The 20,703-nt window shown below is 65.8% G+C and carries 17 protein-coding genes; 11 read left to right on the plus strand and 6 right to left on the minus strand.

All coding sequences use genetic code 11. From position 1 onward, the window contains the following. The 4 genes from ACEQZD_RS10045 (at nucleotide 1) to ACEQZD_RS10060 (ending at nucleotide 5,079) form a co-directional block, all read left to right on the plus strand. Nucleotides 1–1,596 (plus strand): hydantoinase B/oxoprolinase family protein, encoded by a 1,596-nt coding sequence (locus tag ACEQZD_RS10045; RefSeq protein ID WP_370185234.1) that lies wholly within the window; start codon nucleotides 1–3, stop codon nucleotides 1,594–1,596. A gap of 72 nt (nucleotides 1,597–1,668) precedes the next feature. After that, nucleotides 1,669–3,858, plus strand: a complete 2,190-nt coding sequence (locus tag ACEQZD_RS10050) for a TonB-dependent receptor family protein (RefSeq protein ID WP_370233525.1) — start codon at nucleotides 1,669–1,671, stop codon at nucleotides 3,856–3,858. A 124-nt stretch (nucleotides 3,859–3,982) separates the two neighbouring features. Beyond that, entirely contained in the window at nucleotides 3,983–4,312 is a 330-nt protein-coding gene (grxD, locus tag ACEQZD_RS10055; protein ID WP_067604848.1) for a Grx4 family monothiol glutaredoxin, read from the plus strand. A 164-nt stretch (nucleotides 4,313–4,476) separates the two neighbouring features. Next, nucleotides 4,477–5,079: a peroxiredoxin gene (locus tag ACEQZD_RS10060; RefSeq protein ID WP_067604846.1), complete on the plus strand. Its 603-nt coding sequence runs from the start codon at nucleotides 4,477–4,479 to the stop codon at nucleotides 5,077–5,079. Between the two features lie 149 nt (nucleotides 5,080–5,228). Here ACEQZD_RS10060 and rnt read toward each other — a convergent pair whose 3' ends face one another. Next, nucleotides 5,229–5,897 carry a ribonuclease T gene (rnt, locus tag ACEQZD_RS10065; protein WP_142948733.1) on the minus strand — a complete coding sequence of 223 codons (669 nt, stop codon included), beginning with the start codon at nucleotides 5,895–5,897 and terminating at the stop codon, nucleotides 5,229–5,231. A 119-nt stretch (nucleotides 5,898–6,016) separates the two neighbouring features. Between rnt and ACEQZD_RS10070 the strand changes: the two genes are divergently transcribed. From ACEQZD_RS10070 to ACEQZD_RS10095, 6 genes are all read left to right on the plus strand, one after another. After that, the gene (locus tag ACEQZD_RS10070; protein WP_335629875.1) at nucleotides 6,017–7,240 is read left to right on the plus strand and encodes an argininosuccinate synthase; all 1,224 of its coding nucleotides are present in this window, start codon (nucleotides 6,017–6,019) and stop codon (nucleotides 7,238–7,240) included. 126 nt (nucleotides 7,241–7,366) lie between these two features. After that, nucleotides 7,367–8,638: a serine/threonine protein kinase gene (locus ACEQZD_RS10075; RefSeq protein ID WP_370185239.1), complete on the plus strand. Its 1,272-nt coding sequence runs from the start codon at nucleotides 7,367–7,369 to the stop codon at nucleotides 8,636–8,638. Nucleotides 8,639–8,787: 149 nt separating this feature from the next. Next, the gene (locus tag ACEQZD_RS10080) at nucleotides 8,788–9,222 is read left to right on the plus strand and encodes an ATP-dependent zinc protease (RefSeq protein ID WP_370185241.1); all 435 of its coding nucleotides are present in this window, start codon (nucleotides 8,788–8,790) and stop codon (nucleotides 9,220–9,222) included. Next, nucleotides 9,219–10,127 (plus strand): 30S ribosomal protein S6--L-glutamate ligase, encoded by a 909-nt coding sequence (rimK, locus tag ACEQZD_RS10085; RefSeq protein WP_370185243.1) that lies wholly within the window; start codon nucleotides 9,219–9,221, stop codon nucleotides 10,125–10,127. Before ACEQZD_RS10080 ends, rimK begins: the two co-directional genes overlap by 4 nt. A 58-nt stretch (nucleotides 10,128–10,185) precedes the next feature. Continuing rightward, a complete protein-coding gene (locus ACEQZD_RS10090) occupies nucleotides 10,186–11,259 on the plus strand; it encodes a succinylglutamate desuccinylase/aspartoacylase family protein (protein ID WP_370185245.1) in 1,074 nt (357 codons plus the stop codon). A gap of 13 nt (nucleotides 11,260–11,272) precedes the next feature. Further along, complete coding sequence (locus ACEQZD_RS10095) at nucleotides 11,273–12,409, plus strand: App1 family protein (protein ID WP_370185246.1); 1,137 nt, start codon at nucleotides 11,273–11,275, stop codon at nucleotides 12,407–12,409. Between the two features lie 120 nt (nucleotides 12,410–12,529). On the opposite strand, the gene ACEQZD_RS10100 is transcribed toward ACEQZD_RS10095, so the two are convergent. The 4 genes from ACEQZD_RS10100 to ACEQZD_RS10115 form a co-directional block, all read right to left on the minus strand. Beyond that, a complete protein-coding gene (locus ACEQZD_RS10100; RefSeq protein WP_370185248.1) occupies nucleotides 12,530–12,922 on the minus strand; it encodes a rhodanese-like domain-containing protein in 393 nt (130 codons plus the stop codon). 14 nt (nucleotides 12,923–12,936) lie between these two features. Then, nucleotides 12,937–14,844, minus strand: a complete 1,908-nt coding sequence (locus tag ACEQZD_RS10105; protein ID WP_370185250.1) for an AMP-binding protein — start codon at nucleotides 14,842–14,844, stop codon at nucleotides 12,937–12,939. A gap of 182 nt (nucleotides 14,845–15,026) precedes the next feature. Next, the gene (locus ACEQZD_RS10110) at nucleotides 15,027–16,388 is read right to left on the minus strand and encodes a DEAD/DEAH box helicase (protein WP_370185252.1); all 1,362 of its coding nucleotides are present in this window, start codon (nucleotides 16,386–16,388) and stop codon (nucleotides 15,027–15,029) included. Nucleotides 16,389–16,524: 136 nt separating this feature from the next. Further along, entirely contained in the window at nucleotides 16,525–18,474 is a 1,950-nt protein-coding gene (locus ACEQZD_RS10115) for a metallophosphoesterase (RefSeq protein WP_335629879.1), read from the minus strand. A 116-nt stretch (nucleotides 18,475–18,590) separates the two neighbouring features. Between ACEQZD_RS10115 and ACEQZD_RS10120 the strand changes: the two genes are divergently transcribed. Further along, complete coding sequence (locus ACEQZD_RS10120; protein ID WP_214011987.1) at nucleotides 18,591–19,025, plus strand: MgtC/SapB family protein; 435 nt, start codon at nucleotides 18,591–18,593, stop codon at nucleotides 19,023–19,025. Here the strand turns inward: ACEQZD_RS10120 and ACEQZD_RS10125 are convergent. Beyond that, nucleotides 19,000–19,908, minus strand: a complete 909-nt coding sequence (locus tag ACEQZD_RS10125; protein ID WP_335629878.1) for a haloalkane dehalogenase — start codon at nucleotides 19,906–19,908, stop codon at nucleotides 19,000–19,002. The genes ACEQZD_RS10120 and ACEQZD_RS10125 overlap by 26 nt on opposite strands. Nucleotides 19,909–20,703: the final 795 nt, after the last annotated feature.

Raw genomic sequence — 20,703 nt, forward strand, 5'->3', positions numbered from 1 at the left:
ATGGACCCGGTACAGCTGAGTATTTTCGCCAACCGCCTGGCGGGTATTTGTGACGAGATGGGCGCCTTGCTGCGCGCCAGCGCGCTGTCGCCCAACATCAAGGACCGGCTGGATTTTTCCTGCGCCATCTTCGACGCCGCCGGCGGCCTCTGCGCCCAGGCCGCGCACATTCCCGTGCACCTGGGCTCCATGGCCTACGCCATGGCGGACCTGGTGGAAGGCCGCGACTGGCGCCCCGGCGACCTCCTGGTGGTCAACGACCCCTACCTGGGCGGCACCCATTTGCCCGACGTGACGGTGGTAGCGCCGGTGTTCGCCGGCGAGCGGCTGGCCGCCTTCACCGTGACCCGGGCCCACCACGCCAATATCGGCGCGCACAGCCCCGGCTCCATGCCGGTGTCCAGGACCCTGGACGAGGAGGGGCTGGTGATCGCCCCGCAGTGGCTCAAGCGCGAAGGCGATTGGCAGCTGCCGTTGAGCCGCCGGCTGGCGGGGCTCGGCGAGGGCGACGAGCTGCCCCTGGACGTGCCCCGGTTCGCCGATTTCGCCGCCCAGGCCAGTGCCTGCGAGGCGGGCGCCCGGCGGCTGGCGGCGCTGATCGGCGAGCGCGGCCTGGAGACGCTGCGCGCGTCCCTGGACGCCCTCAACACCTATGGCGAGCGGCGCATGCGCCAGCGACTGGCGGACCTGGCCGACGGCGAGTACCGCTTCAGCGACGTGATGGACGACGACGGCCAGGGGCTGTTCGACATCCCGCTGGTGGTCACCCTGCGGGTACAGGGGGACGGCGCCGAGCTGGACTTCACCGGCACCGCCGACCAGGTGAGCGGCAATATCAACTGCCCGCTGTCGGTGGCGGCGGCCGCCGCCTACTACTGTTTCCGCTGCCTGCTGCCGGACGACGCGCTGTCCTGCGCCGGCCTGTTCCGGCCGATCGCGTTGTCGGCGCCGGTGGGCAGCCTGGTCAACGCGCGCCGCCCGGGCGCGGTGGCCGCCGGCAACGTGGAGACCAGCTCGCGGATCGTCGACGTGGTGCTGGGGGCCCTGGCCCAGGCGTTGCCGGGCGAAATTCCCGCCGCCAGCCAGGGCACCATGAACAACCTGGCGATGGGGGAGAGCGGCGAGAACGGCGCGCGGCCCTGGGATTACTACGAAACCATGGCCGGCGGCATGGGCGCCCACCGCCACGGCGACGGCCTGGCGGCGGTGCACAGCCATATGACCAACACCCTGAACACACCCATCGAAAGCTTGGAAGAGCACTATCCGCTGCGGGTGCGCCGCTATGCGCTGCGCCGGGGCAGCGGCGGCGAGGGCGCCCACCGGGGCGGCGACGGCATCGAGCGGGAGCTGGAATTTCTCGCCCCCGCCAGCTTTACCCTGCTCACCGAGCGGCGCCGCCACCGGCCCTGGGGGCTGGCAGGGGGCGGGCCCGGCGCCGCCGGCGAGAACCGCCTGAACGGCGAGGCCCTGCCGCCCAAATTCACCGGCCACGCCCGCCCCGGCGACCGCCTGCTACTGGCGTCGCCGGGCGGTGGCGGCTACGGCCTTACCGAAAACGAACAAAAAAAACGTGAGATAGGTAAAGTCACTTAGCTGTTAGTGAGAATCGTTTTCATTATTGTTCTCCGCGACTTACAAAACATACACGTCGCAGGAACCATAATGATGAAACGACGCAATGCCCCCCTGGCGCTCTGCGCCCTTGGCGGTGCCTCCGCCCTGTTGTTTGCCGAAACCCTGGCCGCCGACACCAACCGGTTGCCCTCCGTGGACATCATCGGCTCCAACGAGGACACCTTCAGCCTGTCCGGCTCGGCCCATGTGCTGTCCAGCGAAGACCTGGAGAAGAAGGAATACACCGACGTGCACCGCATGCTGCGCGATGTGCCCGGTGTCTATGTGCAGGAAGAAGAGGGCTACGGCCTGCGGCCGAATATCGGTATTCGCGGCACCGGCACCAACCGCAGTGACCGCATCACCGTGATGGAAGACGGCATTCCCATCGCCCCCGCGCCCTACGCGGCACCGGCGGCGTATTACTTCCCCAGCGCCGGCCGTTTCCACGGCGTGGAGGTGCTGAAGGGCCCGGACACCCTGCGTTACGGGCCCTTTACCGTGGGCGGTGCGCTTAATGTGCTGTCCACGCCGATCCCCACCGATGAGGCCGGCATGGTGCAGCTGGAGGCCGGCGAGGACCGCCATCAGCGCGGCCACGTCTGGTACGGCGCCAGCGAAGGGCAGTGGGGCTTCCTGCTGGAGACCCACCAGCAGAGCAGCGACGGCTTCAAGGATGTGGACCGCTCCAACCGGGACACCGGCTTTGACAAGCAGGACTACGTGGCCAAGCTGCGCTGGACCAGCCCCGACACCGCCGATGTGAAGCAGGCCCTGGAACTCAAGCTGTCGCATTCCAGCGAGGTGTCCAACCACAGCTACCTGGGCCTCACCGACCGTGATTTCAGTGATGACGCCAACCGCCGTTACGGGCTCAGCGCCTTTGACCAGATGGACAACGACCATGACGGCGTGGCCCTGCGGCATCACCTGGTGCTGGGCAGCGACACCAGCCTGGAAACCGCCCTCTACCGCAACAAGTTCCAGCGCAACTGGTTCAAGGTGGCCAGCGCCGGCGGCCAGAGCATCGGTGACCTGATCGAGGACGCCAACAACGGCGACGCCAACGCCCAGGCGATCCTCGACGGCGACCAGGACGTGGCCGACGTGCGTCTCAAGAACAACAACCGCGAGTACACCTCCGAAGGCATACAGACCGAGCTGTCCCACGGCTTTGAATGGGGCTCGGTGCGCCACGATCTGGTCGCCGGCGTGCGCTTCCATCAGGACGAAGTGGACCGCTACCAGCCGATCGAGGTGTTCGAGCAGCAGAACGGCAGCCTGGTGCGCAGCGGCTACATCGAGCCCACCGGCGGCGATAACCGCATCGAGGAAGCGGACGCCTTCTCCGCCTGGATGGTGGATCACATCCGCCTCGACCAGCTGCTGCTGACCGCCTCGCTGCGCTACGAGGACGTGGAAAGCGAAGCCAAGCGCTATGCCGACCCGGGCCGCAGCGTGGTCAGCCAGCGGGTCGACAATCAGGTCGACGAGCTGATGGCCGGCCTGGGCGCCACCTGGCTGCTGGACGACCACTGGGCGCTGCTGGCCGGCGTGCACCAGGGTTTCGCGCCCCCCGGCGCGTCTTCCGCCGAGGGCACCGATCCGGAGAAAAGCGTCAACTACGAGGCCGGCGTGCGCTACTGGAGCGGCCCGTTCAGCGCCGACGCCATCGCCTTCTTCAGTGACTACGAGAACACCGTCAACAACTGCTCGGTGGCGGCGCCGTGCCCCAACGGCGACACCATCGGCTCGCAGAGTTTCGGTGAGTCCCAGGTGCAGGGGCTGGAGCTGGGCCTCAACAGCCGCCTGTGGCAGGGCAACGGCCTCACCGCGCCGGTGCGCCTGGCCTACACCTACACCGACGGTGAAATCACCGAGACCGCCGACGACCTGAGCGTGCAGGACGGCGACGTGCTGCCGTACCTGCCGGAAAACCAGCTCAGCCTGACCCTGGGCCTGGAGCGTCCCGCCCAGTGGGGCGCCTACCTGACCACCACCTATGTGGACGAGGTGTGCGTGGACAACACCTGCGACCGTTCCAACGGGCCCGCTTTCCGCAGCACCGACGACTATCTGGTGGTGGATCTGGCGGCGTCCTACTATCTGCGCAGCAACGTGGAGGTGTACGCCAAGGTGGACAACCTGTTCGACGACCAGGAAATCGTCGCCCGTTCCCCGGACGGCGCCCGTCCCAACAGCCCGCGTACCGCCTACATGGGCGTGCGGGTGGGTTTCTGATGCGGCTGGCGCGCCGCACCGGTTGAAACCGGCCGGCGTTGCCCCCACTGTCTGCGGATACAGCAGAAAACCGGGCGTCGGTGTTATACTGGCGCCTTTCACTATCAGCAGGCAGGTGGTTTCTATGGATGATGTGATTCAGGTCATCAAGGACCAGATCGCGAAAAATCCGGTGCTCGTCTACATCAAGGGCACACCTCAGTTTCCCCAATGTGGCTTCTCCGCCCAGGTGGTGGAAGCCATGACCAGCGTCGGCAAACCCTTTGCCTACGTGAACATTCTGGAAGCGCCGGAAATCCGGCAGAGCCTGAAGGAATACGCCAACTGGCCCACTTACCCGCAGCTGTGGGTGAGCGGTGAGCTGGTCGGCGGGTGCGACATCATCATGGAAATGTACCGCTCCGGTCAGCTCAAGGAGTTGGTGGAAAGCGCCGCCGTGGAAGGCGACGCCTGAACCGACGCCGACGGCCCATTGGTTTTGCCAATCATTGCCAATGGGCCGGCCTGTTGAATCCTGGCACGGGATTCCCATGATAGGCGTGCAAAGGTGGCGTCAAGACGCCGCCGCCGGATGTGCGAAGATGTCTTCAACATTGATTCAACGCAGAGAGGAAAAACATGGGCGTACTGGTAGGTAAACCCGCACCTGATTTTACGGTTCCCGCCGTCCTGGGTGACGGCAGCATTGTGGATGAATTCACCCTTTCCGAGGCCATCAAGGGCAAATACGGCCTGGTGTTCTTCTATCCGCTGGACTTCACCTTTGTGTGCCCGTCCGAACTGATCGCCCTGGATCACCGCATGGACGCATTCAAAGAGCGCGGCGTGGAAGTGATCAGCGTGTCCATCGACAGCCACTTCACCCACAACGCCTGGCGCAACACCGCCATCAACGACGGCGGTATCGGTCCGGTGAAATACACCATGGCCGCGGACATGAACCACCAGATCTCCCAGGCCTACGATGTCGAATCCGAAGGCGGCATGGCGTTCCGCGGTGCCTTCCTGATCGACAACAAAGGCGTGGTACGCAGCCAGCTGATCAACGACCTGCCCCTGGGTCGTAACATCGACGAGCTGGTACGTCTGGTTGACGCCCTGCAGTTCCACGAGGAGCACGGTGAAGTGTGCCCCGCAGGCTGGCAGAAAGGCGACCAGGGCATGCAGGACAACCCGGCCGGCGTTGCTTCCTACCTGTCCGAGAACGCCGAGAAGCTGTAACTCTCAGCTCTCAGCGACGATAAAAAAGGGCGCCTTCTCGGCGCCCTTTTTTTGTGTGTGCTTGAGCGAGGCTTGTGGGAGCGGTCCTTGTGGGAGCGGGCCCCGCCCGCGAAAGGGAGCGGGAGCTCCCGGCAGGATCCGAGAGACCCCTAATCCAGCGCGCGGGCCAGGGTCGGCGGCATCTCGCCGGCCGGCGGCGGCGGCCAGCCGCCCAGGTCGCGGAAGCGGTTGACCATGGAGCAGAACAGCTCGGCGGTGCGGGTGGCGTCGTACAGCGCGGAGTGGGCGTCGCGCTGATTGAAGGGGATGCCGGCCGCTTCGCAGGCCTTGGCCAGCACGGTCTGCCCGTACACCAGCCCGGCCAGGGTGGCGGTATCGAAGCTGGAAAATGGATGAAACGGGTTGCGCTTGATGTCGGCGCGCTCGCTGGCGGCGTTGAGAAAGCCCTGGTCGAAGAAGCTGTTGTGCCCGACCAGCACCGCCCGGTTGCAGCCGTGCGCCTTGACCGCCTTGCGCACCGGCTCGAACACGCCCTTGAGGGCGGTCAGCTCGCCCACCGCGCCGCGCAGCGGGTTGTTGGGGTCGATGCCGGTGAAATCCAGCGCCGCCTGCTCGATATTGGCGCCGGGAAAGGGGTCGACGTGGAAGTGCACACGGGTCGACGGGCGCAGGTGGCCGCGGGCGTCCATGTCCAGCAGTACCGCGGCGATTTCCAGCAGGGCGTCGTTGCGGGCGTCGAAGCCCCCGGTTTCAACGTCCACCACCACCGGCAGGAAGCCGCGGAAGCGCAGGGCCAGGGACGGGTGTTGATTAGTCATGCTCTCTCCAGTCAGCGGTCGACATGCTACCCGATAACCGCACCTTGGGACAGGTGACGGCGGCGGACGGGCGCGGGTACAATACGCGCCTTTCTAATCGCGAGTTCTTGGAGTGACGCATGTCTGATATCAACAAGGTGGTGCTGGCCTATTCCGGTGGCCTGGATACCTCCGTGATCGTCAAGTGGTTGCAGGAAACCTACAACTGCGAAGTGGTCACCTTCACCGCTGATATCGGTCAGGGCGAGGAAGTGGAACCGGCCCGCGCCAAGGCCAAGGCGATGGGCGTGAAGGAAATCTATATCGAGGACCTGCGCGAAGAGTTCGTGCGCGACTATGTGTTCCCGATGTTCCGCGCCAACGCCATCTACGAGGGCGAGTACCTGCTCGGCACCTCCATCGCCCGGCCGCTGATCGCCAAGCGCCTGGTGGAGATCGCCGCCGAGACCGGCGCCGACGCCATCTCCCACGGCGCCACCGGCAAGGGCAACGATCAGGTGCGCTTCGAGCTGGGCGCCTACGCGCTGGCCCCGGGCATCCAGGTGATCGCGCCCTGGCGCGAGTGGGACCTGAACTCCCGCGAGAAGCTGATGCAGTTCTGCGAGGACCACGAGATCCCGGTGGACTTCACCAGCAAGAAGAAGAAATCCCCGTACTCCATGGACGCCAACCTGCTGCACATCTCCTATGAGGGCGGCAACCTGGAAGATCCGTGGTGGGAAGCGGAGGAAGACATGTGGCGCTGGAGCGTCAGCCCGGAAGCGGCGCCGGACAAGCCCACCTACGTGACCCTGACCTATGAGAAGGGTGACATCGTGGCGATCGACGGCGAACGCCTGAGCGCCGCCGAGATCCTCAGCAAGCTCAACAAGCTGGGCGGCGACAACGGCATCGGCCGTCTCGACATCGTCGAGAACCGCTATGTGGGCATGAAGTCGCGGGGCTGCTACGAAACCCCCGGCGGCACCATCATGCTGCCCGCGCACCGCGCCATCGAGTCGCTGACCCTGGACCGCGAATCCGCCCACCTGAAGGACTCGGTGATGCCCAAGTACGCCGAGCTGCTGTACAACGGCTACTGGTGGTCCCCGGAGCGCCTGGCGCTGCAGAAGCTGATCGACGCCACCCAGGAGAACGTCAACGGCGAAGTGCGCATGAAACTGTATAAAGGCGCCGCCACCGTGGTCGGCCGCCGCTCCGAGAACGACAGCCTGTTCGACGCCTCCATCGCCACGTTCGAGGACGATGCCGGCGCCTACGACCAGAAAGACGCGGAAGGCTTTATCAAGCTCAACGCCCTGCGCCTGCGCATCGCCGCCAAAAACGGCCGCAAACTGTCCTGATCGTCCCCGATCGGCGGGCCCCGGCCGGGGTCCGCTGTTACACATCGTCAATGGAAACCTTTCCGTTCTTGTACGAAGGTACCGATTAAGGCATTCCTTCGAATCACAACAACAGAAAGGTGGACCATGGCGACGCTCCCTGTTCCTTCGTTTTCAGCCGCACGGGCCGGGCTCTGCCTGGCGCTGATGCTGGTGGCCGCGCCGGTGGCGGCCGGCTGGCCGTTCAATCTGTTCTCGCCGCCCGAGTTCTCCGACCAGACCCGCGACGTGATCTTCGTCGGCAATAACTGGGAAGGCACGGTCAACGTGATCGACGCGGAGACCTATGAGCCGCTCGGCACCATCAACGCGATCCCCGATAAAAGCCAGCGCATGACCGAGATCTACCTGAACCCGGTGCGTCTGCTGTTCTTCCAGGGCGTGCGCCTGCTGATCGGCGAGGGCAACCACCAATACGTGGACGACATGTACAGCTCCAACAACGGCCGCCTGCTGGTGGTGTCGCGGCCCAGCTTCGCGGATGTGGTGGCGCTGGACGTGATCACCGGCGAAGTGGTGTGGCGCTTCCAGGTGGACGGCTACCGCTCCGACCATATGGCGATCTCGCCGGACGGCAAGCATGTGGCGGTGTCCGCCTCCACCGGCGGCGTGGTGCATGTGCTGGACGTGGCCACCGGCGAAGAGGTGGGCAATTTCCCGTCCGGGGATTCCCCCCATGAGAACATCTACTCCGAGGACGGCGAGCGCATCTTCCACGCCGCCATCGGCCAGGTTTTCACGCCGCTGGACCGGGGCCGGGTGGTCAAGCGCCTGACCAAGGGCGAGCGCCTGTTCCAGATCGTCGAGGCGGAGACCTTCGAGATCATCGAGCGGTTCGACCTGCGTGAAAAGCTGGACGAAGCCGGCTACACCGACCTGAGCCCGGCGATCCGACCGATGGCGCATACCCACGATGAGCGCTATTTCTACTTCCAGGTGTCGTTCTTCCACGGCTTCCTGGAGTACGACATGCAGGAAGACCGCATCACCCGTCTGGCGCACCTGCCCAACCTGGTGCCCAATCTGCCCCGCGAGAAGTACGTGAACGATTCCGCCCACCACGGCATCGCGCTGAGCGGCGACCAGAGCACCCTGTGCGTGGCCGGCACCATGAGCGACTATGTGGCGATCGTCTCCCGGGAGACCTTCGAATACACCATCTTCACAGGCATCGGCGAGAAGCCCTACTGGGTGACCACCAGCGAGGACGGTGAGCACTGCTATATCTCCTGGAGCGGCACCGACCAGATGTCCGTGTTCTCCTACAGCAGCGGCCAGGAAGTGGCCCGGCTGGATGTGGGGGATCACCCGCAGCGGGTCCGTGAAGGGCGTATACTGGAAAACTGGTTGACCCCCTGAAGCGCCCGGCGGGCGCGGCCCGCCGGTAAAATTTACGCTATTGTCTGGCCCCGCCGGGCGTCCCTGTGTACTCTGCCGAAAAGTCGGCGTGCCGGGTGCGCGGCGGGGTTTTTTGTTGTCCAAAGGCTTCCTGGCAAAAGAGCAAGCGCATGAACAAAACCACCGTGGGCTGGCGGGAATGGGCCAGCTTGCCCGATCTGGGGATCAAGGCGATCAAGATGAAGGTGGATACCGGCGCGCGCACCTCGGCGCTGCACGCCTTCGAAGTGAAAAGTTTCCAGCGTGACGGGCGCGAATGGATCCGTTTCAGCATTCATCCGTTTCAGGATTCCGACCAGTCCCGGGAATGCGAAGCGCCCCTGCTGGACCGTCGTGTGGTGACGGATTCCGGCGGTCACCGGGAAGAACGCCCGGTGATCAAGACCCTGCTCGCCGTGGGCGGGCGCCGCTGGCCGGTGGAGATGACCCTCACCGACCGTGACACCATGAAATTTCGCATGTTGCTCGGGCGTACCGCCATGGATCAGTTGGTGGTGCATCCCCAGGCTTCATTTTTACTCGGTGGCAACGAGCATCAACCATGAAGATAGCGATTCTGTCCCGGAACAAGCACCTCTATTCCACGCGCCGTCTGGTTCAGGCGGGCGAGGACGCCGGTCACGAAATGCACGTGATCGACACCCTGCGCTGCTATATGAGCATGGTCTCCCACAAGCCGGAGATTCATTTCAAAGGCCAGGTGCTGGAAGGCTTCGATGCGGTGATCCCGCGTATCGGTGCGTCCGTGACCCAGTACGGCACCGCGGTGCTGCGCCAGTTTGAAATGATGGGCGTGTTCCCGGTCAACGAATCGGTGGCGATTTCCCGCTCCCGGGACAAGCTGCGCTCCCTGCAGCTGCTGTCCCGCAAGGGCGTGGGCCTGCCGGTGACCGGCTTCGCCCACTCACCGGACGACATCCCCGACCTGATCAACATGGTCGGCGGCGCGCCGCGGGTGATCAAAATGCTGGAAGGCACCCAGGGCATCGGCGTGGTGCTGGCGGAAACCCGCAAGGCGGCGGAATCGGTGATCGAGGCCTTCATGGGCCTGAACGTCTCGGTGATGGTGCAGGAATACATCAAGGAAGCCGGCGGCGCCGACATCCGCTGTTTCGTGGTGGGTGGCAAGGTGATCGCCGCCATGAAGCGCCAGGCGCTGCCCGGCGAGTTCCGGTCCAACCTGCACCGTGGCGGTACCGCCAGCCTGATCCGCATTACCCCGGAAGAACGCGCCACCGCGGTACGCGCGGCGCGCATCATGGGCCTCAACGTGGCCGGCGTGGACATTCTGCGCTCCCACCACGGCGCACTGGTGATGGAAGTAAATTCCTCGCCGGGGCTGGAAGGCATTGAAGCGGCCACCAACAAAGACGTGGCCGGGATGGTGGTGAAGTTTATTGAGAGTCATGCTCGGCCGCATCGTACCCAGACGAAAGGGGCGAAGGGGTAGTTAAGAGTTAACGGTTAATAGTGAATAGTTAACAGCTAAAACAAGAATCCGGTGAGTGATGACGAGCAGTAACCGCAAGAACAAACAGGAAGAGAAGGCGGCGCCGTTTGAGTTGAACGGCACGCGGGTGATGCCGGGTACCCGGGTCAAGGTGGAATTGCCGCTGGCGCAGCTTTATACGCAGACGCCGTTGAACGTGCCGATTCATGTGATTCATGGGCGGCGGCCGGGGCCGGTGCTGCTGGTGAGCGCGGCGATCCACGGTGATGAGCTGAACGGCGTGGAAATTATTCGTCGGCTGCTGCGCCATTCCTCGCTCAACCGGCTTAACGGCACCTTGCTGGCGGTGCCGGTGGTCAATGTGTTCGGCTTTATTCACAAGACCCGTTATCTGCCCGACCGCCGCGATCTCAACCGCTCGTTCCCCGGTTCGGAAACCGGCAGCCTGGGCGCGCGCATGGCCTGGCAGTTCAAGACCCAGGTGCTCGACCGCGCCACCCACGCGGTGGACCTGCACACCGGCGCCATCCATCGCGCCAACCTGCCGCAGATTCGCGCCGACCTGTCCAACGACGACACCGCCGCCATGGCCGCCGCTTTCGGCGTGCCGGTGGTGATCAATTCGGTGCTCGGTGAGGGTACCCTGCGCGAAGTGGCCGAGGCCCAGGGCATTCCGGTGATCACCTACGAAGCCGGCGAAGCGCTGCGCTTCGACGAAAGCTCGATCCGCGCCGGCGTCAAAGGGGTGCTGAACATCATGCACCATCTGCGCATGACCGGCCCTCGCCGCACCCGCGCGCCCATGGAGCCGCACATCGCCCGTTCGTCGAGCTGGGTGCGCGCCGAGCGCGACGGTGTCTTCCTGCCGCTGGTGGCGCTCGGCGCCTGGCTGCGCAAAGGCCAGCTGATCGGCCGTATTTCCAGCCCGTTCGGTGGCGAGGACGTGACCATCGAATCGCCGTGCGCCGGCATTCTGGTTGGCCGCAACAACCTGCCGCTGGTCAACGAAGGGGAAGCCCTGTACCACATCGCCCGCTTCGAGGAAGTGCGCGAAGTGGCGCAGAATCTGGAAGTATTCACCTCGGACATCGAGCGCGGGCCGGGGCTCACCGGCGAACCGCCGATCGCCTGATAAGGACCGGATCATGATCTTGCCGTCGCCGCGGGCCGTGTATCGCGGCTTGCGCAAAATGCTGCGTTTTCTGGCGCGCCCGGCGCGGCGCGTCGGCAGCCGTGGCGGCCAGGTGATTCAGACCTACCGGGGCTACGGCTCCCGGGAAGCAGTGTTCCTGATGGGGCGCGTGTTCCGGCAGCCGGGCCTGGGGCTCAAGCTGGGCGAGGGCCCGCTCGACGACCTGGTGAACATCGCCCGCCGCACCGCCCGCTGGGGCATCCGCGACGCCCGGGTGGCGGTCACCGTGGGCGACGCCCACGCCTGCGTCACCACCGACCGGGACGGCTATTTCAGCGTGCAACTGCCGATCGAGGAACCGCTGCCGGACGGCGCCTTCTGGCAGCAGGCGCGGCTGGAATTGTTGCCCGCCTCGGAGAAAGCCGCGGCCCGGCGCGCCGAACGCAGCGTGGCCGCCACCGCCGAGATCTATATTCCGCCCCGTGAGGTGGACCTGGCGGTGGTCAGCGACATCGACGACACGGTGATCTACACCGGCGTCGCCAGCAAGCTGACCATGATGTACCAGCTGTTTATCGCCAAGGCCCGCCACCGCACCGCCTTTCCGGGCGTGTCCGCCTTTTATCGGGCGTTGTTCCACGGCGAAAGCGGCGAGCGCCGCCGGCCCATGCTGTATGTATCGCGGGGCCCCTGGAGCATCTACGACGTGCTGGTGGAGTTCTTCCGCCTCAACCACATTCCCCACGGGCCGGTGCTGTTCCTGCGCGAGTGGGGCGTCACCTTCCAGCGGCCCCTGCCGATCCGCGCCAAGGACCACAAGGCGATGCTGATCGAGCGCATGCTGTCGCTCTACCAGCAGCTGCCGTTCGTCCTGATCGGCGACAGCGGCCAGCACGACCCGGAAGTGTACGCCGACCTGGTGGCCCGCTACCCGGGCCGCATCCACACCATCTATATCCGCCACGTGCATCAAGGCGAGGACCGCGATCAGGCGATCCAGGCGCTCGCCGACCGCGTGGCGCAAAGCGGCTGCCAGATGATCCTCGCCAAGGACAGCCTGGAGATGGCCCAGCACGCCTTCCAAAACGGCCTGATCGCGCGGCGCGGCCTTGAAGAGGTCCGCGCCGACTGCCGCAGAAGAGGCAGTTAACAGTTAATAGTTAACAGTTAACAGCGAAAACAAAGCGTAGCAGCGATGTTCGGTGCCGTCGTCTGTGCGCCAGGCCTCTCTGAAACGGTGTTTTCGCTATTAACTATTCACTGTTAACTATTAACTCTTCCCCTCGATCTTCCCGCCCGCACCACGCCACGCTTCAAAGCCTCCTTCAATGTCACAAACCGGCCCAAACCCCATGTCCATGAGCTGGGCGGTGGCGAGGGCGGAGCGGTGGCCGAGGGCGCAGAACAGCACGAAGCGCTGGCCGCTGGCGAAGTCGGCTTTGTGGTAGGGGGAATCCGGGTCGACCCAGAATTCCAGCATGCCGCGGGGCGCGTGCAGGGCGCCGGGCACGGTGCCTTCCCGTTTCAGTTCGCGCACGTCGCGGATGTCCACGAAGCGCACGTCCGGGTCGTCCAGTAGTTGCCGCGCTTGCTCCGGCGTCAGGCGCTCAATGCGCGCTTCGGCGGCGGCCACCAGTTCCGAGACACTTTTCTTCAGCGCCATGACGTGCTCCTTGCTTATTGGGGTTTGCCCGGCGTCGCCACCAGGCCGTCGCGGCTCAGCACGGCGGCGATCTCATCGAGAATCGCCGGGTCGTCGATGGTGGAGGGTAGCGGGAAGTCGCGGCCGTTGGCCATCTTGCGCAGGGCGGCGCGCAGGGTCTTGCCGGAGCGTGTCTTGGGCAGGCGCTGCACCACCAGGGCACGGCGGAAGCGGGCCACGGCGCCTACCTGGTCGCGGATCAGCGCCACCAGTTCCTGCTCCAGGCGCGGCTCGTCGATGTCGGCGCCGTCCTTGAGCACCACCAGGCCCACCGGCACTTCGCCGCACAGCTCGTCGTGCATGCCCACCACCGCGGATTCCGCCACCGCCGGGTGGGTGGCGATGTGCTCCTCCATCACCCCGGTGGAGAGCCGGTGGCCGGAGACGTTAATCACATCGTCGGTGCGGCCCATGATGTAGACGAAGCCGTCGGCGTCCAGATAGCCGCCGTCGCCGGTGTGGTAGTAGCCGGGGTGGGTGTTCAGATAGGCGTCCAGATAGCGGGGGTGGTCGTTCCACAGGGTCTGGGCGCAGCCCGGCGGCAGCGGCAGGCGCAGCACGATGGCGCCTTCCTCATCCGGGCCCAGCGGCTGGCTGTTGGCGTCCAGCACTTCTACCTGGTAGCCGGGCACCGGCCGATTGGTGGAGCCGCCACGCACCTCGGTCTGGCCGAGGCCGGTGCAGGGCGCGGTCACCGGCCAGCCGGTCTCGGTTTGCCACCAGTGGTCGTAGACCGGCCGGCCGGTGAGCTCGCTGAGCCATTGATAGGTGGGGGTATCCAGCTTTTCGCCGGCCACGAACAGATGCCGAAGGCTGCTCACGTCGTAGCGCTTGAACGCTTCGCCGTCCGGGTCTTCCTTGCGGATCGCCCGGAACGCGGTGGGCGCCGCGAACAGGCCATGCACGCCGTGTTCCTGCACCACCCGCCAGTAGGCGCCGGCGTCCGGTGTCTTCACCGGCTTGCCCTCGAACATCACCGTGGTGCAGCCGCCCAGCAGCGGCGCGTAGACGATGAACGAGTGGCCCACCACCCAGCCCACGTCCGAGCAGCCCCACCAGACTTCCCCGGCGCGCATACCGTACACCTGACGCAGCGCGTACAGCAGCGCCACCGCGTGGCCGCCGTTGTCGCGCACGATGCCCTTGGGTTTTCCGGTGGTGCCGGAGGTGTACATGATGTACAGCGGGTCGGCGGCGTTCACCGGCACCGGCGCCGCCGGCTCGCTGCCGGTGACTTCCGCCCGCCAGTCCTTGAAGCCGGTGCCGGTCAGGTCCGCCGGGCCGGCGTCCCGCTGCAGCACCAGCACCGCCTCGACCCGGTGCGCCGCCTGCTTGAGGGCGCCGCTGACCAGCGGCATGTAGGGAATCACCCGGTCGATTTCGATGCCGCAGGAGGCGGTCAGCACCACCTTGGGCTTGGCATCGTCCACGCGGATCGCCAGCTCGTGGGCGGCGAAACCGCCGAACACCACCGAATGCACCGCGCCCAACCGCGCGCAGGCGAGCATGGCGATGGCCGCTTCCGGCACCATCGGCAGATAGATCACCACGCCGTCGCCCTTGCCCACGCCCAGCCGCGCCAGGGCGCCGGCCAGTTCCGCCACCCGGTCCCTCAGCTGGTTAAAGGTGAAATGCTGCTGGCTGGCGGTGACCGGGGAATCGTGGATCAGCGCCAGCTGCTCGCCGCGGCCCTGTTCGATCTGATGGTCCAGCGCCAGGTAGCTGGTGTTGAGCACGCCGTCGCCGAACCAGCGGTGGGTGCCGTCCTGCAGGGTGTCCAGAATGCGGGTGGGGGCCTGGTACCAGGCCACGGCCCGGGCCTGCTCGGCCCAGAAGCCGTCGGCGTCTTGCCGCGCCCGCTGGTAGGCTTCCGCGTAACTCATGCTCCGCTCCTCGCCGTCGTCGCTGCTTGTTGTTATTCGCCGCGCCCAAAGGGGCGCTCAGGCTCATACAACCACGAAGCGGGCGGGGAGGCTATTCGACGAAGGAGGTAGGGGGCGGCGGTGTTTTCCCTCCAGAGAGTCCGCACCGGGCTACGGAGCCGCCAACCCTCCTCGCGCGAGGTTCAGGCGCCGCGGTTGCCGCCGCCGGAGCGGCGGGCGCGGCCGCCCTGGTTGGGGCGGCCGGAGCCGTTGCCGGCGCCGGCCGGGCGGCCGCCACCGCCGGAGCGCTGGCCGCTACCGGAGCGGCGACCGCCGCCGGGCTTGTTGCCGCCGGGGCGGCCGCCGCCTCCGCCACGGGGGCGCTGGGGCGGCCGGGGCGGGCGGTCGTCGGCCGGTTCGGGGGCCGCTTTGCTGGCGTCGAAGCCGGTCACTTCCTTGCGTTCCAGGGGCTTTTTGATCAGCCGCTCGATGTCCTTGAGCAGCTTGCGGTCCTCGCCGCTGACCAGGGAGACCGCCTGGCCGCTGGCGCCGGCGCGGCCGGTGCGACCGATGCGGTGCACGTAGTCTTCGGCCACGTTGGGCAGGTCGAAGTTGACCACCTGGGGCAGCTGGTCGATGTCCAGGCCGCGGGCGGCGATGTCGGTGGCCACCAGGGCGCGCACGTCGCCGTTCTTGAAGCCGGCCAGGGCCCGGGTGCGGGCGCCCTGGCTCTTGTTGCCGTGGATGGCGGCGGCCTGGATGCCGGCGCTTTCCAGCTGTTTGGCGAGGCGGTTGGCGCCGTGCTTGGTGCGCGTGAACACCAGCACCTGGAACCACTGCTCGTCGTCGATCAGGTGGGTGAGCAGGGCGGCCTTGTGGCTCTTGTCCACCGACACCGCCCACTGGCGCACGCGCTCGGCGGTGCTGTTGCGCGGGCTCACGTCGATCTGCACCGGGTCGTTGACCAGGGTCTTGGCCAGGCCGCGAATCTCGTTGGAGAAGGTGGCCGAGAACATCAGGGTCTGACGCTTCTGCGGCAGCACCTTGAGGATGCGGCGGATGTCATGGATGAAGCCCATGTCCAGCATCCGGTCCGCTTCGTCGAGCACCAGGATTTCCAGGTTGTCGAAGCGCACCGCTTTCTGCTGATAGAGATCCAGCAGCCGGCCGGGGGTCGCCACCAGGACGTCCACGCCACGGCTGAGCTTGTCGATCTGCGGGTTGATCTTGACCCCGCCGAACACCACCGCCGAGCGCATTGCCGGCAGGTACTTGCCGTACAGGGCGACGCTCTCCGCCACCTGGGCGGCCAGCTCGCGGGTGGGGGTGAGCACCAGGGCGCGCACCTGGCGGGCCGGCGCGGGGGTGCCTTCACTGAGGCGCTGCAGCAGCGGCAGGGTAAAGCCGGCGGTCTTGCCGGTGCCGGTCTGGGCGGCGGCCATGGCGTCGCGGCCTTCCAGGACGGCGGGTATCGCCTGGGCCTGAATCGGCGACGGGGTGGTGTAACCCTGCTCGGCAACAGCACGCAGCAGAGGATCGATCAATCCGAGGGAAGCAAAATCCATATGAAGAGTCTTTCAGAAAACAAGGAGGGCGTAGCCCGAAGGGCGGGCAAGCCTAACGGATTGTGGGGCTGGGTACGAGTGTTATTTGTGGGCGGCCGGGGAAGCCCGCCCCTGAAACGGGGCGGGCGGGGGGTGGTTAGCGGCGCAGCAGGGCGAGTTCGGCGTCCTGTTGCAGGACGGCCCAGAAGCGGCGGCCGTGGTCCGGGTCGATGCCGACCAGGGGCTGGTCCGCGCAGGCGTCGGGACGCGTCGGCGGGGTGCTCAGGTAGCCGCCGTCGAACGGGCCTTCCACCAGACAGTCGGCGCTGGCCAGGGGCTGCCAGCCCTCGGCGGTGCGCACGCCCAGGTTCAGGCTGTCCACGTCGCTGCCTTCCGGGGCGTCAAAGGTGAGCGCGTAGGCGTCGGCGACGGCGGTGGCCAGGTCCCAGTCCTTGCTGGCGCCGGCGGGCAGGGTGTGCGGCTGCTTGGCGGTGCCGTCGGGCTGGCTGCCGGGCAGGCCGACCATGGTTTCGATGTCCTTCACCGCGCCATAGGCGCTGGAGTAGGTGCCGGTCTGGTTCTGGGTGCCGCTGATGATGAGGATGTCGGAAGCGGTTTCCCCGTCGCTCTGCTGCCAGCTCATGGTGACCAGCTCTTTCAGGTCGATGGTGGTTTCCGGGATTTCCACTTCGGTGTCGTTCAGCGGTACCAGACGGTTTTCACCGTTCAGGTTGGGGGTCCAGGGCTGGTGGTACTGGAACAGGAACTGGTAGCCCAGGCGCATCAGGTCGGTAACCGTCTCGGCGCGGCTGAAGCCGGGGGTCACGCCCATGTCGCGGGTGCGGCTTTCCACCCGGTTGAAGGTGTCGTTGGTGCCGGCCACCATGCGCGCCACGCTGCCGTCGTCGCCGGTGCAGTCGTTGCTGACGTAGCTGGCGTCCAGGTACATCACCGGGCGGGTGCCCTCGGGGATGGAGTTGGGGTAGACCAGCCGCTCGCAGCGGTTCTTGGTGCGGGTGAAGCGGTCCAGCAGCTTCCATTGCGGGTCGGCCAGTTCCTTGACGCCGTCCTCGTTGCTGCCGATGGTGTGCTCCACGAACCAGGACTCGTAATCCACCCGGTCGCCGTGGAAGGTGAGCACCGAGGCATTGGCGTCATAGGCCGGTGAGCCGTTGCTGCGGGTGTTCATCTTCTGCTGCACGATGCGCTGCACCAGTTCCCGTTCGCCGTAGCGGAACTCGTAGCCTTTATAGGAGGCGTTGCCGGACATGATCTGGGTGTACTGCGGCAGGCGGTAGTTGCCGTCTGCGGTGGTCCAGGACGAGGGGTCGACCCAGATCGGCGCGGTGACCACGGAGCGCTGGTACATGTGTTCGTGGCCCTGCACCCAGAGCACGTCGTAGCGGGCGAAGAAAGCGCGGATGTCGTCCCACATGTCCATCAGGGCGTTGTCGCCCTTGGTGCCTTCGACGATCATTTCCCGGGTTTCGCCGTACTTGGCGCCGATCAGACCGTCGTGGCTGGCGATCACCAGGTGGTCGAACTTGCCTTCGTTGGCCGCCACTTCCTGCTTGATCCACTCAAAGGCGATCGGCAGGTTGTAGTACTTGAGCAGGATGATCATCACGTTGTCGCGGATCACGTAGTAGTTCAGGTACTGGGCGCCGGCCATGTGCACCGCATCCTCGGGGATGTAGTGCTTCATGTTCTCAATCCATTCCACCGAGTAGGCGTAGCTGTCTTCGTGGTTGCCCATCAGCGGCAGGAATTCGATGCCGGCGTCGCGGTAGCTTTCCGCCACCGAGGTCCACTGTTCGAATTCACGGGTGGTGCCGTGGTCGGTGAGGTCGCCCACCGGGATCACGATGTCCACGCCCAGGTCCTGCTCTTTGTCGAGCACCGCTTTCATCGGGTGCATGGAAACGTTGTCGCCGCCGCCCTGGGTGTCCGGCAGCAGGCCGATTTTCAGGGTCGAGGCGGTGGCGGGCGGTGTGTTGTTGCCGTTACCGTCGCCGGAGGTATTGTCGGAACTGGATGAGTCGCCGCCGCAGCCGGCCAGCGTGGCCGCCAGCAGGCCGGCGGCCAGCGAGAAAGGCATCTTTTTCATGTTTTTCCCCATAAAAATAAATAAAACCCGGGGAAACCATGCGTGAGCAAAGCGTCAAGCTTATAACGGTATAGTGAATTTTATTTGAAGGGCGGCTTAGAAGGACAACGACGGCTATGGACACTCTCGATTGGCATCAGATACTGACCCACCTGGTACAGCTCGGCATGGCGTTCCTGATCGCGCTGCCGGTGGCCTGGAACCGGGAACACCGGGCCGAAGGGGCCGGGCTGCGCACCTTCCCGCTGGTGGCGGTGGCCGCCTGCGGCTACATGCTGGTGGGGCTGCAAATGTTCGGCGGTGACGACGGCGCCCAGGCGCGGGTGATGTACGGCATCATCACCGGCATGGGCTTTATCGGCGGCGGCGCCATTCTCAAGGAAGGCGCCAATGTGACCGGTACCGCCACGGCCGCCAGCATGTGGAATACCGGCGCCATTGGCGTGTCGGTGGCGTTCAACCGTTACGAGATCGCCATCGTGCTGTCGCTGATCAACTTTCTGATTCTGCAGTTCGCCTCGCCGATCAAGCGCCGCGTGCGAGGTCAGTAAGCACCCGGGCCAGGGCTTCGCCCTGGTCTTCCTGCAGAAAGTGGCCGCCGTTCTCGATGGTGGTGTGGGGCTGGCCCTGGCAACCGGGGATCAGCTTGCGCAGCACCGCGTCGGCGCCGGCGGTGATCGGGTCCTTGTCGCTGAAGGCCGTGATGAACGGCTTGTCGAACGCCATCAGCGATTGCCAGGCTTCACGGTTCTCGGCGGCGCCCGGCGCGTCCGGGCGGTCGGGCACCAGGGCCGGGAACTGGCGGGCGCCGGCCTTGTAGCGCTCTTCCGGGAAGGGGGCGTCATACGCAGCCAGCACCGCCGCCGGCAGTTCCGTGGTGGTGGCGCCCTGGATGATCATGCTCACCGGGAACTCCGGCACTGTCTGGGAAAAGTCCCGCCACTTCCGGAACGCCTCGCCGGGATCGTGCTCGCCGTCCGGCAGGAAGGTGTTGGCGGCGATCACCCGGGCGAACCGCTCGGGGTGATTGCCCACCAGGCGCAACCCGATCAGGCCGCCCCAGTCCTGGCAGATCAGGGTGATGTCGCGCAGGTCCAGGTGATCCAGCAGCAGGCTGCGCACCCAGCCCACGTGCCGGTTGTAGGTGTAGTCCTCGCGGTTCACCGGCTTGTCGGAGCGACCGAAGCCGATCAGGTCCGGCGCGATCACCCGGTAGCCGGCGGCCACCACCGGCTCGATCATGTGCCGGTAGAGGTAACTCCAGGACGGCTCGCCGTGCAGCATCAACACCACCGGGGCGTCGCGCTCGCCTTCGTCCAGGTAATGCATGCGCATCTCGTGGCCTTCGCCGTCGTCGACCTGGGCGTAGTGGGGCGCCCAGGGATAGCCGGGCAGGTTCTCGAAACAGGTGTCCGGGGTGCGCAGATAGTCCATGGTGCCGCTCGCGTCGAAAAAGGAGGCATTTACCGTAAGTCCGGACTTTCGATGGCGCAATGACCCTTTCTTCCAGCGGAGTGGCGGCGGCCTTTGCTATTCCGGTGTTCGATGCTCCGTATCCGAGACGCGGTGCAATGGTGGTGCCTTCCGGGACCGCTCAAGCCCCGCAAGCGGGCCCGGCCACCCATCACAGATGGGCGGCGTTCGGCGGCGCGCGAAGCAGTGCTTCGCAACACGCTTGCCTCACCCCTGGCCGCTGTTAGTTTGGCCCTCCCTGGCCAAACAGCTCCCTCCAGGCACCACCATTGCCCCGCTCACTAGGCAGCGGTACCGCCACGGGTCCAAATCACCGCCAGGACCATTCTACGAAGCTCGGGTTGTGGGAGCTTGCCTTGCAAGCGAAAGGCCGGCTTGCCGGCCGGCAGGATTCCAGAGAGGCTGTTGGCGCTGAAGCTAGAAAAGTCTCTGGCATCCTGCGGGGCAACCTTTGCCGGGAGCTTCGCTCCCTTTCGCGGGCAAGGCCCGCTCCCACAACCCGAGCTTTGTAGAATGGGCCGGACGGCTTTTTGGACACGGTCAGTCTGACCCGTGGCGGTGGCCGCTTCGCATCAGCGAGGTGCCGGGCAGGGCTGCCCAGGACCGTATTTGGCCAGGGATGGCCAAATCCGAGCCTACAGGGATGATGAGATGGACACCTCTTGCCAATACGGCGTCACGATGCGCCAAGATTGAGTTACCAAAACCAATCGACTACAAGAGGTGCCCACATGAACGTTACCTTGATCGGGATTG

It is taken from the genome of Alloalcanivorax sp., assembly GCF_964221125.1.
Lineage (GTDB): Bacteria > Pseudomonadota > Gammaproteobacteria > Pseudomonadales > Alcanivoracaceae > Alloalcanivorax > Alloalcanivorax venustensis.